This is a genomic window from Pseudooceanicola nitratireducens (genome assembly GCF_900109195.1).
Classification (GTDB): domain Bacteria; phylum Pseudomonadota; class Alphaproteobacteria; order Rhodobacterales; family Rhodobacteraceae; genus Pseudooceanicola; species Pseudooceanicola nitratireducens.
The window spans coordinates 288,497-302,884 of sequence record NZ_FNZG01000002.1 but is presented as its reverse complement, the minus strand read 5'-3'; the positions used below and the strand labels follow the sequence as shown (position 1 = coordinate 302,884).

Below are 14,388 nucleotides of genomic sequence, written 5' to 3'. Positions count from 1 at the left end.
GCGTTCCGGCCCCTTGTTTTCCTCTCCCTTCCCGCCGTCGTCGGCATAGTTAGACCCCTGCGGCGCCTTAAACTCGCCCCAGTTGCGATTCATCTTCTGGTTGGGTCCGTGTAGGTGGGCTCTGATTATGGACGTGTGGGGATTCATCATGATCAGCTTGAAAACACTTGCCATTGCCGGTGGCACCATGGTTCTGGCCGCAGGTGCCGGTGTCTACATGCAGGCCGGGGGCACGCATCCCGTGCAGACCGCTCAGCTTGCGCCGATGCTCACCCCGCAGGCCGCCCCGGCCGCCGCTTTGCCGACCCCCTCGCCCCATCCTGACAACATTGTTCAGGCCAGCAGCCTTCCCATCGACCTCGCCGCCCCGCGCTTTGCGGCGCGCCCGGTGCAGCTGGCCTCGATTTCGCTGACCTCCGCCGATCTGGCCGCCGCCTTTTCCGCGCCGCATGAGTTCCCCGAAACCCCGGTGCTGATCGCCGCCACGGCCGAGGATATCCCCAATCCCGACACCGCCGACCTGTCCGAGCCCCGGCAGGCCGACGCCTGCGCGCTGGACCTGACCGGCGAACCGCGCGCCGCCGCCATGGTGGCCCTGCGCCTGAGCGCGCCGTGCCAGCCCCTGTCCCGTGTCTCCCTTCGCCACGAAGATCTGACCGTCACCGCCCTGACCGACGCCGACGGCGAATTGCAGATCGAGGTTCCGGCGCTTGCCGAAAACGCGCTGTTCATCGCCGCGATGGAAGACGGCAATGCCGCCGCCGTCGAACTGGTGGTCGACACGCTGCCCTTCTACGACCGCGCGGTCGTGCAATGGCAGGGCGACAGCGGCATCGCGCTGCATGCCCGGGAATTCGGCGCGGAGTATGACACCGACGGCCACGTCTGGTCCGGCATGCCCCGCGATGCGACCTTTGCCGCGCGTGGCATGGGCGGCTTTGTCACCCGGCTGGGCGATCCCGGCCTCGACGCGCCCCGCCTGGCCGAGGTCTATACCTTTCCCACGGGCACCACGACCAGCGCCGGCGACGTCGAGCTGAGCATCGAGATCGCCGTGACCGACGCCAACTGCGACCGCGACATCACCGCCCAGGTGATCCAGCTGTCCGAGGATCTGACCGCCTCGGTATCCGATCTGGCGATGACCCTGCCCGGCTGCGACAGCGTGGGCGACTATCTGCTGTTGAAAAACCTGGTCGAAGACCTGAAGATCGCCGCCAGGTAAGCAGGCCAGGCAGATCATTCGATGATGACCATGATGCGTGCGGCGTTCAGCGCCGCACTTCTTCTTTTCGCCACCCCCCTGATCGCGCAGGACGTCACCCTGACCTCGCGCGATGGCAGCGTCACCATCCGGGGGATGCTGCTGGGCTTTGATGGCGAATTCTACCGCGTTGAAACCGATTTCGGGGAACTGACCGTCGATGGATCGGGCGTGCGCTGCGATGGCCCCGCCTGCCCCAACCTTCAGGCCTTCGTGGCCGAGCTGACAATTTCCGGCGCGGCAACCACGGGCGATCTGCTGATTCCCGCCCTGATCGAGGCCTTCGGCATGCGCAGCGGCCACCGCATCACCCGCGAGCCGCAGGGCGACAGCGTCGTCGACTACATCCTGACCGAAAAAACCACGGACGAGATTGCGGGCCGCTTTACCGTGCGCTCGACCAACACCGACGAAGGCTTTGCCGATCTTCTTGCGAACGAGGCCGACCTGGTCATGGCCCTGCGCGAAATCCGCCCCGAGGAACTGCGCCGCGCGATCGAGGCCGGGATGGGCAATCTGCGCGCCGCCGGGCGCAACCGCGTGCTGGCGCTGGATGCGCTGGTCCCGATCGTGGCGCAGGGCAATGGCGTACGCGCCCTGACCCTGCCGCAGCTGGCCGCCATCTATGCTGGGGAGCTGGACAATTGGCAGGACCTGGGCGGGCCGGATGCGCCGATTGCCCTGCACCTGCGCGATGCGGCTTCGGGCCTGGGTCAGGCGGTCGAGGATCGGCTGATGGGACCGTCAGGCTTTGATCTGTCCGACAACGCCACGCGCCACGACACCGACCGCGCGATCCTGGATGCGGTGCTGCGCGATCCCTTTGCCATCGGGCTGACCACGGCCTCGGAAACCGGGCTGGCGGCGCAGGTCGAACTTAGCGGGGCCTGCGGGTTCACCATCGGGGCCACGCGGATCAACGCCAAGACCGAAGATTACCCCCTGACCACGCCCGCGTTCCTGTACATGCCCGCCCGGCGCTTGCCCAAGCTGGCGCGCGAATTCCTGGCCTTCACCCGCCTGCCCGCCGCCCAGATGGTGATCCGCCGCGCCGGGTTCGTCGACCAGATGCCCGAGGAAATCCCGATCAACCAACAGGGCGCACGTTTTGCCAATGCCATCACCCAGGCGGGGCCAGAGACCTCTCTGACCGATCTTCAGGCCATGGTCACCCGGCTGACCCCCTATGACCGGCTGACGATCTCCTTCCGGTTCGAGGCCGGGTCATCCCTGCTGGACGCCCAATCCCGGTCCAACGTTGAACAGCTGGCCGCGGCGCTGGAACAGGGCCTGTACGACGGGCGCGAATTGATGTTCGTCGGCTTTTCGGACGGGTCCGGGGATGCGGCAGGCAACCGGCGGATCGCGCTGGACCGGGCCAAGGCGGTGCGCCGCGCCGTGGAACTGGCCGCCCGCGATGCCGACCCCGACCGCCTGACGCTGACCACCGAGGCCTTTGGCGAAGCCATGCCCATGGCCTGCGACGACAGCGCCTGGGGCCGTCAGGTCAACCGCCGGGTCGAGGTCTGGATCCGCTAGCGGGCCGCCCCTCAGACCGCCACGCGGCCTGACAGATCCACCGCCACCCGCTGCACCAGCTCGGCGCAGCGCGCGACCTTGTCTGGCGTCATCCGCAGCGACAGACCGGACACCGACACGGCCGCAACCGCATCGCCCCCCGGCCCTTCGATCACCGCCGCGACACAGCGCAGGCCCGGCACGAATTCTTCATCATCCATGGCGAACCCCTGGTCCCGGATCTTCGCCATTTCCGCATGCACATCCTCGCGCCGGGTCAGGCTGTTGCGGGTCGCCGCACCTAACCCGTGGCGGTCGATCAGCTGGTCGATCTGGGCATCGGGCCAGGTGGCCACGATGGCCTTGCCCATGCCGGAACAGAAGGTCGGCGCGCGCCCCCCGGGCGGTGAGATCGCGCGCATGATTTCCCGGCTTTCCGCTTGCGCCAGCGTCACGACCCACCCGTCCTCGATCAGCCCGAGGTTCGCGGTTTCCCGCGTTGCATCGCGCAGCCGCCGCAGATGGGGCATCGCCGGTGCCAGCATGGTGCGCGCCCGCCCCCAGGCCGCGCCGACCCGATGCGCCGTCTGGCCCACGTGCCACAGGCCTGTCTCGCCCTCGACCTGCACGAAACCGCGCTGTTCCAGCGAGGTCAGAAGCCGGTGCGTCGTCGACACCGCCAGCCCCGCCGCCCGCGCCAGATCCGACAGCCGCCGCCCGTCGGGATCGGCGGCGACAAGTTCCAGCAGGCGCAGGGCCCGGTCGACGGATTGCACGGCATTGCTCATGCCCGGCAGAATAACACTTTCCACGATGTGGAAAAGTCCCGAAAGATCCGCGCCCCGCCCCGGGCCCTGCGCTATATCTTCCGCAACGAAGAGGAGTCGCACATGACCAATTATGTTGACCGCGCCGGCCTTCAGGTCGCGCAAAGCATCGCCGATCTGGTCGAAGGCCAGATCCTGCCCGATCTCGACATCACCCCCGATCACCTTTGGGCGGGCTATGCCAGCTTGCTGGCCGATCTGGTGCCGGAAAACCTTCGCCTGCTTGAGGTGCGTGAAACGCTTCAGGCGCAGATCGACGACTGGCACAAGGCCCGCAAGGGTCAGCCGGTGGACGGGGCCGAATACCGCGCCTTCCTTGAAGAAATCGGATACCTCGTCCCCGAGGGCGCGGATTTCCAGATCGGCACCGGGAATGTCGACCCCGAGATCGCCAGCATCGCAGGCCCGCAGCTGGTTGTTCCGGTGATGAACGCGCGCTTTGCGCTGAACGCCGCCAACGCCCGTTGGGGCAGCCTCTATGATGCGCTTTATGGCACCGACGCCCTGCCCGGCGCACCCGAGGGCAAGGGCTATGACCCCAAGCGTGGTGCACAGGCCGTGGCCTGGGCCGCCGATTTCCTTGACCAGGCCGTGCCGCTGGACGGTGCCTCGCACAAGGACGTCACCGCCTATACCCGCGACGGCGCTGCGCTGGTCGCCCGCGTCGGCGACGCGACCCATGCCTTCGCCGATCCCGCCGCCTTTGTCGGATATTCCGAGGACGGCGATACCGCATCCTACATGCTGCGCCACAATGGCTTGCACATCGAACTGCTGATCGACCCCGCGCACCCCGTTGGCGCGACCTCGGCTTCGGGCCTGCGCGACGTGGTGCTGGAATCCGCCCTGACCGCCATTCAGGACTGCGAAGACAGCGTCGCCGCCGTGGATGCCGCCGACAAGGCCGAGGTCTATGGCAACTGGTTCGGCCTGATGACCGGCAAGCTGCAGGAAACCTTCGAAAAGGGCGGCAAGCAGATGACCCGCGCCCTGAACCCCGACAAGGTGCTGACCGCACCCGACGGCGGCACGTTGACCCTGCCCGGCCGCGCCCTTCTGCTGGTGCGCAACGTCGGCCACCTGATGACCACCGATGCGGTCCTGTTCGAAGGCGAGGAAACCCCCGAAGGCATGCTGGACGCGCTGATCACCGTGGCCGCCGCAATGCACGATCTGAAGAAGACCGAGGGCGCGCGCAATTCCCGCGCCGGGTCGGTCTATGTGGTGAAGCCCAAGATGCACGGCCCCGAAGAGGTCGGTTTTGCCAACACGATCTTCACGGCCGTCGAAGGCATCCTTGGCCTGCCGATGAACACCGTGAAGCTGGGCGTGATGGACGAAGAACGCCGCACGTCGGCCAATCTGCGCGAATGCATGCGGGCGGTGAAGGACCGTCTGGTGTTCATCAACACCGGCTTCCTGGATCGCACGGGCGACGAGATCCACACCTCGATGCAGCTGGGTCCCTTCATTCCCAAGGGCGACATGGCCGGGTCCGTCTGGCTGAAGGCCTATGAGGACGGCAATGTCGACGCGGGCCTGGCGCTTGGCCTGCGCGGGCGTGGCCAGATCGGCAAGGGCATGTGGGCCAAGCCCGACATGATGGCCGAGATGCTGCAGGCCAAGACCAACCACCCCAATGCGGGCGCAAACACGGCCTGGGTGCCCTCGCCCACGGCGGCGACCCTGCATGCGACGCATTACCACCAGATCAGCGTGGCCGAGCGTCAGGACGCGCTCGCCTCGCGCGACCGCGCGGATCTCGCTGATCTGCTGACCCAGCCGGTGCTCTCGGGCCGCAACCTGACCGAGGACGAAGTGCGCCGCGATCTGGACAACAACTGCCAGGGGATCCTGGGCTATGTGGTCCGTTGGGTCGACCAGGGCGTCGGCTGCTCCAAGGTGCCGGACATCAACGATGTCGGCCTGATGGAAGACCGCGCCACCCTGCGGATTTCGTCGCAATACCTGGCGAACTGGCTGCTGCACGGGCTGATCACGGAAACCGAGGTCAACGACGCCCTGATGCGAATGGCCGCCAAGGTCGATGCCCAGAACGCGGGCGATCCGGCCTATACCTCGCTGGTCGAGAACCCGGAGGGCCCGGCCTTCCAGGCCGCCCGCGACCTGATCTTCCAGGGGGTGACCCAACCCTCGGGCTATACGGAACCGCTGCTGCATGCATGGCGGCGCAAGGCAAAGGAACTGCAAGCATGATCACCGTCACCCGACTGGATCTGAACGACGCCCACGTGATGCTAAGGGCCGCGCGCGCCAAGGCGGATGAGATCGGCGTGCCCATGTGCATCGCCATCACCGACGACGCCGGCAACCTGGTGGCGTTCGAACGGATGGACGGCGGCAAGGTGACCTCCTCGACCATCGCCATCGACAAAAGCTTCACCGCCAGCGGGGCCAAGAAGGCGACGCATGAATATGGTGACGCCAGCCAGCCCGGGAAACCGGCCTATGGCATCGCCTCGGCCATCGGCGGGCGGCTGATGGTCGTCGGCGGCGGGCTGCCCGTCATGGTGAACGGCCAGTGCGTCGGCGGGATCGGCGTAAGCTCGGGCACGCCTGCGCAGGACATGGAGGTCGCTCAGGCCGGGCTGGACGCGGTGCTGGCCACGGTCTGACCGCCCCCTGATCGACGAAAATCCCCAGACACCGGCCGCCCCCTAGGGTGGCCGGTTTTCCGTTCGGCCCCTGCCCCTTTGACCGGGGCACCGCGGCTGCACTAGTGTCGCCACAGCGCTTCAGTACACCGGACCCGAACATGCTTGCCCTTGACCATATCGTCATCGCCGCGCCCTCGCTTGCCGAAGGCACCGCCCATGTGCGCGACCAGACCGGCATCGACATGCCCAAGGGCGGCGAACATCCCCTGATGGGCACGCACAACCACCTGGTCCGGATGGGCGCGGATGAATTCCTGGAAGTCATTGCCGTGAACCCCGAGGCCCCGCCCCCGCAGCGGCCGCGCTGGTTCAACCTGGACCAACCGGTCCAGCACCCGCGTCTGTCGCATTGGGTGGTCCGCTGCACGGATATGGCGGCGACCCATCCGCTGTTCCCTGACACCCACGGCCCCGCCATTCCCGTCACGCGCGGTGACCTGCGCTGGCTTCTGACGGTGCCCGAGGATGGCAGCCTGCCTCTGGACGGCGTGGCGCCCAGCCTGATCGACTGGCAGACCGCCCCGCTGCCACCGACCCGCATGGAGGGCGCGGATGCCGCCCTGACCGCGCTGGAACTGCATCACCCGCAGGCAAAGACCCTGGCCCACTGGCTGGAACCGCTGCTGCCCGACCCCCGGATCAGCTATCACACCGGCCCTGTCGGGATTAAAGCGCAGTTAACGGTTCGCGGGTGCAGCGTGACCCTGCGGTAGACAGGTCGCCCCCCTCTGGTCATCCTTCCCCCAGGGACGGAGGGACAGATGAACATCGAAGCACGCCAGTACGGCGGCCATATCCGGTTTCATACCGAAACCGTTGGCCCCGGAGAGACCCGCGGCATGATGCCGGTACAAGAGGGCATCCTGAACCCATTCGGAACGGTGCATGCCGGGGCACTGATATGGTTCGCGGATGTCTGTGCCACCCGCCTGGCGCTTCAGGGGGTGGAACCCCACGGCGGGATGAGCGGCTTTCCCCTGTCGATCAACATGACCGCGCAGCTTCTGCAGAACGTCACCTCGGGGACGCTGATGGCGCGGTCGTCCTTCGTGCGTCGCGGCCGCACGATCCAGACCGTCCGAACCGAGGTGAAAACCGATGCCGGGCTGCTTCTGCTGGACCTGACCTCCAGCCACGTGGCCTCGCGTCAGAGACAGGATTAGAGACTGAATAAGGCGAATTCGCCCGCGACCGTGCCTGCGCGGGATTGCCCTGCCAGACCCGCCAGCGGACGGAAAAAGGGCGCGACCTGCGCCGCGCCCTTTCCGGTGATCCAGTGACTGTGTGAAATCGAGGGTCTTGGGATCTGGCTCACCCCGTCCTTGATCGGTGCGGATCAGTCTCTGCGGCCGATCAGACGGTTTCCTGTGCCTCGGTCTGCTTGGCCTCAAGCGCCTTGGCATTGACCGTGCGGCCATCGGTCTTGGTGATCTCGATCCGGCGGGGCTTCAGCGCCTCGGGCACTTCGCGCACCAGGTCGATGTGCAGCAGCCCGTCCGCATGGGTCGCGCCGGTCACCTTCACGTGGTCCGCCAGATGGAAGCGGCGTTCAAAGGCGCGGGTGGCAATGCCCCGGTGCAGATAGCTGCGCTTGTCTTCATCGGCCTTCTTGGCCGACACGATCAGGGCGTGTTCCTTCACCTCGATCGCCAGGTCGGCATCGGTGAACCCGGCGACGGCGATCGTGATGCGATAGGCATCCTGATCCAGTTTTTCGATGTTGTAGGGCGGATAGGTCGGCTGTGCGACCTCGTTGCTTAGAACACGGTCCATCAAGTTGGCCAGCTGGTCGAAGCCGACGGTGGAACGGTAAAGCGGTGCAAGATCAAAGTTACGCATGGGTCATCCTCTTTGAGCGATAACAGGGTTGCGCCTTCCCTTCAGGGGACAGGCAGGATCGCCGGGGCCCGTCTTGGCACCCCGGTGACACAGATCTGGGCGCCCCCGATCCGCGTTTCAAGATCCTGATGATGTCTGATGGCAGACCCCCGCCTGGGGGCCTCTTTGCAAGGGCTGCGCGCCTGGCCCGGTCGCGCGCCCTTTTGGCTGCGTCAGCCGCCGGGGCGGATGAACTTGGCCCCGATGTTGCGCTGACCGGCAAGCCCGGTGGCGGCGCCCAGGGTGATCCGGTTCGCCTGCGGCAGCGGCGCGCCGCCCTGGCGGATTTCATCCATCAGGCTGGCGATCTGGCCCAGGTCGGTGCCAAGCGAGACCTCGTTGCCCTGCACCTCGGCCATGGCCGAGACAACAGACACGATCCTCGGCACCCCGCCTTCAAGGCTGAAGACCGGCGCGCCCGAGGATCCGAAATCCACCTCGCAGGACATGATCAGCACGCCCTGCTGGCGGGTGATGACATTGCAGGTGTCCTGCAGCGACGGGGCCTCGGCCCGGTCATGGGCGTATGAGACAACCGCGATCGCATCGCCTCCGCGGGGGTGCTGCGACAGGGCAAAGGGCGTGACGGCCCCGGTGCGGATCGGCTGATACAGCTGAAGCAGGGCAATATCGTCCTTCACCCTCTCGGGCGAGGTGGCGCTGTCGAAGGAATAGCTGCGCGGGATCACCGCACGCCGCACCTGCCGATAGGCCTGCGCGCGGCCATTGCGCCAGCCCGCCAGGAATTCGATCTGATCGGGGGCAAACCGTGTGCCGCTGGCCTTGTCGTACAGGCAATGCGCGGCGGTCAGGACCAGATCCTCGGCAATCAGCGCGCCGGTGCAAAAGCCCCGCCCGTCCAGTTCGAGACGACCGACCGCTTCCCATCCACGGCTGTCATCGCCGGTGCTAAGAAGGCGCAGCCCGCCGGCTTCGGCATGGCCGACCCGCACAAGCGAGAGGATGAGGGTCAGGGCCAAGGCGAGCCCGGGAATCAATCTTTGCAACATGCCACTGCCCATGAACGAAACTGGAGATCCTGTAACGGATTTCTAGCCGGTTCATGGGGCGGAAATGCGGCGCGGGGGGCGGCCTAATGGGGTTTCAATGCGGCAGGTTTCGGCCCGCCCGTGGCCCAGTCCATCAGCTCGACCGTGTGCACGACCGGCACGCCGATGCCCGACCCGATCTGCATCATGCAGCCGATGTTCCCGGCGGCGATGATGTCGGGTTGAACGGCCTCAAGCGTGCGGATCTTGCGCGCCTTCAGCTGGCCCGAGATCTCGGGCTGCATCAGGTTGTAGGTCCCGGCGGACCCGCAGCACAGATGCGGATCGGCGGGAGTCGCGACCTGAAACCCCGCGCGGGTCAGCAGATCCTTGGGCAGGTCCTTGATCCTCTGGCCATGCTGCAGTGAACAGGCGGAATGATAGCCGATGCGCAGCGCCTCGGGGGCCTGGGCCGGCAGATCCAGATCGCCCAGCACCTCGGTGATGTCCTTGGCGATGGCGGACACCCGCGCCGCATCCGTCGCCAGCGGATCGTTGCGGAACATATGGCCGTAATCCTTCACCGTCGTGCCGCAGCCGCTGGTGTTGATGACGATGGCGTCCAGGCCTGCGCCGTCCATCTCGGCCGCCCAGGCGCGGATGTTGCGCGCGGCGGACCCGTGGGCCAGGTCTTCCTTGCCCATGTGATGGGTCAGCGATCCGCAGCAGCCTTCGCCCTTGGGGATCACCACCTCGACCCCCGCGCGGGTCAGCAAGCGGATGGTGGCGTCGTTGATGTCGGTGTTCAGCGCCTTCTGGGCGCAGCCGGTCATCAGCGCGACGCGCTTGATCCGGGGTCCCTGCGCCAAATGCGTCTGCGGGCTGTCGTTCAGCGACGGTGTCGGCAGGCGGCGCGGGGCCATAGCCACCATCGCGCGCAGCCGCTTGTCCGGCAGGATCCGCGAGAAAGGCCGCGCCAGGCCGGCGGCAAACAGCGCCAGCCGGAACCGCGTCGGATACGGAATGATCCGGGCCAGGATCCAGCGCAGCGCCCGATCGTCCCAGCGACGTTTGTAATTCTTGTCGATATAGGCGCGGGCATGGTCGACCAGGTGCATGTAATGAACGCCCGAGGGGCAGGTCGTCATGCAGGCCAGGCAGGACAGGCAGCGATCCACGTGCTTGACGGTCTTTTCGTCCGGCACGCGGTTGTTTTCCAGCATGTCCTTGATCAGGTAGATCCGGCCGCGCGGGCTGTCCAATTCGTCGCCCAGCACCTGGTAGGTGGGGCAGGTCGCGGTACAGAACCCGCAATGCACACAGGCGCGCAGGATTTCATTCGCTCGGGCGGTGCCAGGGTCTTTCAGCTGGTCGGGGGTGAATTCGGTCCGCATCAGGCCACCATCCGTGCAACGATAAATCCAAGCGCCGGGGCAAGTGTCGCCGCGCCTCCGGTCAGCACGGGCCAGGGCTGCGCCCCCGGCATCGACCGGCTGAGCGTCTGCGCCAGAAGCGCCATCAGGCCAACCCAGCCAACCCAAAGCATCACCAGCGCCAGGATCACCCGCACCGGGCTTTCCGTTGCATCCACTGGCAGAAGCCGCAGGATGCCGATCCCGGCCAGCCCCAGCAACAGGACCCCCGGTCCCAGCAGCGGAAAGAAACTGCCGTTCGGCATCCGCCGCACAAGTGAAACATAAAGCCCCACGCCGACGATCGCCGTCAGCACCACGAATAGGGTCAGCAGCATGTGTTCATGTCCTTCCTTGCGCCCGTTAGACCGGGTCTTTGACCCGCGCCGCATCTGCGCCGGGCCCTGTCTTTGTCATGTCCATAAGACCGGCGTTCAGAATGCCACGCGGGTCAAACCTGGCCCGAAGGCCCGCCGCCAGTCGGTCCTGGATCGGCCCCTGGGACTGGAACCGCGTCACGCCGGTCCGGGCCAGGTCGCCCCGGATCAGGGTCGCATGTCCGCCCGCCTGCGCCACCGCCGCGCGGATCGCCGCAGCGCCCAGATCGCCGGCCTCGGGGACCAGCAGCCACAGCAGACCGCCGCTCCAATCCGCGATGACCTCGTGCGGCTGACCGCCTTCGACCAGCGCCTGGCTTAGCCCCGCCGCCCGCGACGGCCGGGTCGAGACCTTCCAGACCGCACCATCGCGCCCGGCAAAGGGTGCGACATCCCGCAGCTCTTGCCACAGGGCGGCGCTGTCCTCGCCCTCGATGACCGCATCGGCCCCCAGAAGATCCGCCAGCTTGCCGGCGCGATAGGCCACCGATCCGGCCATGCCTTCGACCCTGATCCGCCGTTCAGAGCCTGTTTTGCCGTTCACGGAAGACACATAGGCCGCGCCCGACACGTCATAGGGCGTCGACATGGCGCGCATCAGGTCGGCCAGCGCGTCGGACATGCCCTGTCCGCGCAGCACCAGGGTCGCCTGCGCCTCGGGAATGGCCTGAACCTTCAGCGACACCTCGCTCAGGACGCCAAGCGTGCCGTAGGACCCGGCAAGCACCTTGACCAGATCATAGCCGGTGACGTTCTTCATCACCCGGCCGCCGTTCTTCACGATCTCTCCGGTGCCGGTCACAAAGCGCACGCCCAGCATGTGATCGCGCGCCGCCCCGACCTGAAGCCGCCGCGGCCCCGAGACATTCGCCGCCGCGACCCCGCCAATCGTCGGCACGCCGCTGGTGCCCAGAAGCGCGCGGTGATCCATCGGTTCGAACGCCAGACGCTGGTTCTTTTCGCCAAGAATCGTGTCGATGTCATCCATCGGCGTGCCGGCCCCGACCACCAGCGTCAGCGCGCCGGGTTCATACAGCCGCACCCCGTGCAGGCCCGATGTCTCGATCGCAGCGCCCGCAGGCGACAGCCCGCGCGTTGCCCCGCCCCGGATCGACAGGGCACCGCTCGCATCGCGGATCGCCTCGGCCAGCTGGGCCTCATTCTCTGGTCGGATCATTGTGCCCCCCGCCGCGTTTCGGAATTGGCCAGCGGAAAGACCTTGGCCGGGTTCAGCAGCCATTTCGGGTCAAAGACATCCTTCACGGCCATCTGCGCCTCAAGATCCGCAGGGTCATACTGGTGGCTCATCAGGTCGCGCTTTTCTACCCCGACGCCGTGTTCGCCGGTCAGACAGCCACCCACTTCGACACAAAGCTTCAGGATTTCCGCGCCCATGACTTCGCAGGTTTCCAGATCGCCGTCCTTGTTCGCATCGAACAGGATCAGCGGATGCAGGTTGCCGTCACCCGCATGGAAGACATTGGCGACCTTCAGGCCGAATTCGTCAGAGAGTTCGTTCATCCGGCCCAGAACCCGGGGCAGTTCGCTGACCGGGATCGTGCCGTCGAGGCACATGTAATCGTTGATCTGCCCCATGGCGCCAAAGGCGGATTTCCGGCCCAGCCAGATCCGCGCGCTTTCATCCGAAGACCGGCTTTCGCGCACTTCGACCGGGTTGTGGCGGCGGGCAATCGCGGTGATCACGGCCAGCTGTTCGTCGATCTCGGCATCCGATCCCTCGACCTCGATGATCAGAAGCGATTCACAATCGGGATAGCCGGCACCGGCAAAGGCCTCGGTCGCCTCGATACAGGGGCGGTCCATGAATTCGATCGCCACGGGCAGCACGCCCGCCTCGATGATGTCGCTGACACAGGCACCGGCGACCTCGTTGGTGTCAAAGCCGACCAGCACCGGGCGCGCGCCCTCGGGCTTGGGCAGGATGCGCAGCACGGCCTCGGTCACGACACCCAGCTGCCCTTCGGACCCGCAGATCAGCCCCAGAAGATCCAGCCCGCCGCTGTCAAGGTACGGCCCGCCGATCTCGACCACCTCACCGTCCATCATGACCATGGTCACGCCCAGCAGGTTGTTGGTGGTCACCCCGTATTTCAGGCAATGCGCCCCGCCCGAGTTCATCGCGATGTTCCCGGCAATGGCGCAGGCCAGCTGCGACGACGGATCGGGGGCATAGAAGAACCCTTCGCCCTCGACCCGGCCGGTGACCGACAGGTTGGTCATGCCGGTCTGCACCCGGATGAAGCGGTCGTCATAGTCGGTTTCAAGCACGTCGTTCATGCGCGCCACGCCCAGGATCACGCAATCCTCGGTCGGAAGCGCCCCCCCGGCCAGCGAGGTCCCCGAGCCGCGCGGCACCACCGGCACGCCGAACTGGTGACAGATCTTCAGAACGTCCGAGACCTGCTGCGTGGTCGAGGGCAGCACGGCGATCATCGGCGGACAGCGATAGGCGGTCAGCGCGTCGCATTCATAGGCGCGGGTTTCGGCGGGGTCGGTGATGACCGCATCCGCGGGCAGAACCTTGCGCAGCGCGGCCGTCAGCTGCGGTTTTTGCGACAGGATCCGGGAATCTGGAACGGGCATCTGCATGGGCGGCCTCGCATCTGGCGGAAACAGGAAATGTCTAGCGCCGAACAGGGCGGATTGGCAAGGCGACCCGCCTTGGGCTAACTGGAGCCATGACCTGGATGGACCGACTTTCGCTGTTTTCGACCCTGGACCTGGCCGCGCTTGGCCTGATCCTTGCCACCTGGCTTCTGATCGGCTGGCATATCGAGAACCCGCCCCGCCGCCGCCCCTCGACCTCGACGCTGATGGGGGCCTATCGCCGCGAATGGATGCGCGAAATGGTGACCCGCCAGCCCCGCATCTTCGACGCCCAGACCCTGTCGACGCTGCGCGAAAGCACCTCGTTCTTCGCCTCGGCCACGATGATCGCCATCGGGGGCGTGCTGGCCTCGATCGCCAATGCGGACCGGCTGATGGGGCTGGCGAACCAGATCACGCTGGAAAGCGACCCCACCTTCGTGTGGGAAATCAAGATGATCGCCATCCTGTTCTTCCTGATCAACGCCTTCCTGAAATTCGTCTGGTCGAACCGCCTGTTCGGCTATTGCGCCGTGCTGATGGGGGCCGTGCCGAACGACCCCAAGGACCCCCGCGCCCTGCCCCGCGCCGACAAGGCCGCGACGATCAACATCACCGCCGCGCGCAGCTTCAACCGCGGGCTGCGGTCGATCTATTTCGCCCTGGGCGTCACTGCCTGGCTGCTGGGGCCCGTGGCACTGATGATCGCCACCGGTATCACGCTGTTCGTTCTATGGAGGCGGGAGTTCGCGTCGAAATCCCGCGCCGCGCTGATGGTCGACGACAGCCCCACGGCGATGTGAAACGACGTGCGCTTCTTCTTGGCCCGACTTGCGGT

At 66.5% G+C, this 14,388-nt stretch carries 14 protein-coding genes; 7 read left to right on the top strand and 7 right to left on the bottom strand.

What is annotated here, in order from left to right; genetic code table 11:
* The first annotated feature begins 148 nt into the window (after positions 1-148).
* Together BMX99_RS07315 and BMX99_RS07310 are read left to right on the top strand one after the other, a co-directional pair.
* Positions 149-1,225 (top strand): translocase, encoded by a 1,077-nt coding sequence (locus BMX99_RS07315; RefSeq protein WP_139199457.1) that lies wholly within the window; start codon positions 149-151, stop codon positions 1,223-1,225.
* A 24-nt stretch (positions 1,226-1,249) separates the two neighbouring features.
* Positions 1,250-2,803, top strand: a complete 1,554-nt coding sequence (locus tag BMX99_RS07310; protein WP_093451177.1) for a phosphate ABC transporter substrate-binding/OmpA family protein — start codon at positions 1,250-1,252, stop codon at positions 2,801-2,803.
* Positions 2,804-2,814: 11 nt separating this feature from the next.
* Here BMX99_RS07310 and BMX99_RS07305 read toward each other — a convergent pair whose 3' ends face one another.
* Positions 2,815-3,570: an IclR family transcriptional regulator gene (locus BMX99_RS07305; RefSeq protein ID WP_093449454.1), complete on the bottom strand. Its 756-nt coding sequence runs from the start codon at positions 3,568-3,570 to the stop codon at positions 2,815-2,817.
* A 102-nt stretch (positions 3,571-3,672) separates the two neighbouring features.
* Here BMX99_RS07305 and BMX99_RS07300 point away from each other — a divergent pair, with 102 nt between their 5' ends.
* From BMX99_RS07300 to BMX99_RS07285, 4 genes are all read left to right on the top strand, one after another.
* Positions 3,673-5,826 carry a malate synthase G gene (locus tag BMX99_RS07300; protein ID WP_093451174.1) on the top strand — a complete coding sequence of 718 codons (2,154 nt, stop codon included), beginning with the start codon at positions 3,673-3,675 and terminating at the stop codon, positions 5,824-5,826.
* Positions 5,823-6,245, top strand: a complete 423-nt coding sequence (locus BMX99_RS07295; RefSeq protein WP_093449451.1) for a GlcG/HbpS family heme-binding protein — start codon at positions 5,823-5,825, stop codon at positions 6,243-6,245. Before BMX99_RS07300 ends, BMX99_RS07295 begins: the two co-directional genes overlap by 4 nt.
* A gap of 140 nt (positions 6,246-6,385) precedes the next feature.
* Entirely contained in the window at positions 6,386-7,000 is a 615-nt protein-coding gene (locus BMX99_RS07290) for a VOC family protein (RefSeq protein ID WP_093449448.1), read from the top strand.
* Between the two features lie 48 nt (positions 7,001-7,048).
* Complete coding sequence (locus BMX99_RS07285) at positions 7,049-7,450, top strand: PaaI family thioesterase (protein ID WP_093449445.1); 402 nt, start codon at positions 7,049-7,051, stop codon at positions 7,448-7,450.
* Between the two features lie 190 nt (positions 7,451-7,640).
* On the opposite strand, the gene BMX99_RS07280 is transcribed toward BMX99_RS07285, so the two are convergent.
* From BMX99_RS07280 to BMX99_RS07255, 6 genes are all read right to left on the bottom strand, one after another.
* Positions 7,641-8,126 carry an Hsp20 family protein gene (locus BMX99_RS07280; RefSeq protein WP_093449442.1) on the bottom strand — a complete coding sequence of 162 codons (486 nt, stop codon included), beginning with the start codon at positions 8,124-8,126 and terminating at the stop codon, positions 7,641-7,643.
* Positions 8,127-8,338: 212 nt separating this feature from the next.
* A complete protein-coding gene (locus tag BMX99_RS07275) occupies positions 8,339-9,175 on the bottom strand; it encodes a trypsin-like serine peptidase (RefSeq protein WP_093449439.1) in 837 nt (278 codons plus the stop codon).
* An 83-nt stretch (positions 9,176-9,258) separates the two neighbouring features.
* Positions 9,259-10,548 carry a glycolate oxidase subunit GlcF gene (glcF, locus tag BMX99_RS07270; RefSeq protein ID WP_093449436.1) on the bottom strand — a complete coding sequence of 430 codons (1,290 nt, stop codon included), beginning with the start codon at positions 10,546-10,548 and terminating at the stop codon, positions 9,259-9,261.
* A complete protein-coding gene (locus BMX99_RS07265; protein WP_093449433.1) occupies positions 10,548-10,904 on the bottom strand; it encodes a hypothetical protein in 357 nt (118 codons plus the stop codon). The genes glcF and BMX99_RS07265 overlap by 1 nt, the downstream gene beginning before the upstream one ends.
* A 25-nt stretch (positions 10,905-10,929) precedes the next feature.
* The gene (locus BMX99_RS07260; RefSeq protein WP_093449430.1) at positions 10,930-12,120 is read right to left on the bottom strand and encodes an FAD-binding protein; all 1,191 of its coding nucleotides are present in this window, start codon (positions 12,118-12,120) and stop codon (positions 10,930-10,932) included.
* Positions 12,117-13,553, bottom strand: a complete 1,437-nt coding sequence (locus BMX99_RS07255) for an FAD-linked oxidase C-terminal domain-containing protein (protein ID WP_093449427.1) — start codon at positions 13,551-13,553, stop codon at positions 12,117-12,119. Before BMX99_RS07255 ends, BMX99_RS07260 begins: the two co-directional genes overlap by 4 nt.
* 89 nt (positions 13,554-13,642) lie before the next feature.
* On the opposite strand from BMX99_RS07255, the gene BMX99_RS07250 reads away from it, so the two are divergent.
* Positions 13,643-14,353 carry a DUF599 domain-containing protein gene (locus tag BMX99_RS07250; protein ID WP_093449423.1) on the top strand — a complete coding sequence of 237 codons (711 nt, stop codon included), beginning with the start codon at positions 13,643-13,645 and terminating at the stop codon, positions 14,351-14,353.
* Positions 14,354-14,388 lie beyond the last annotated feature (35 nt).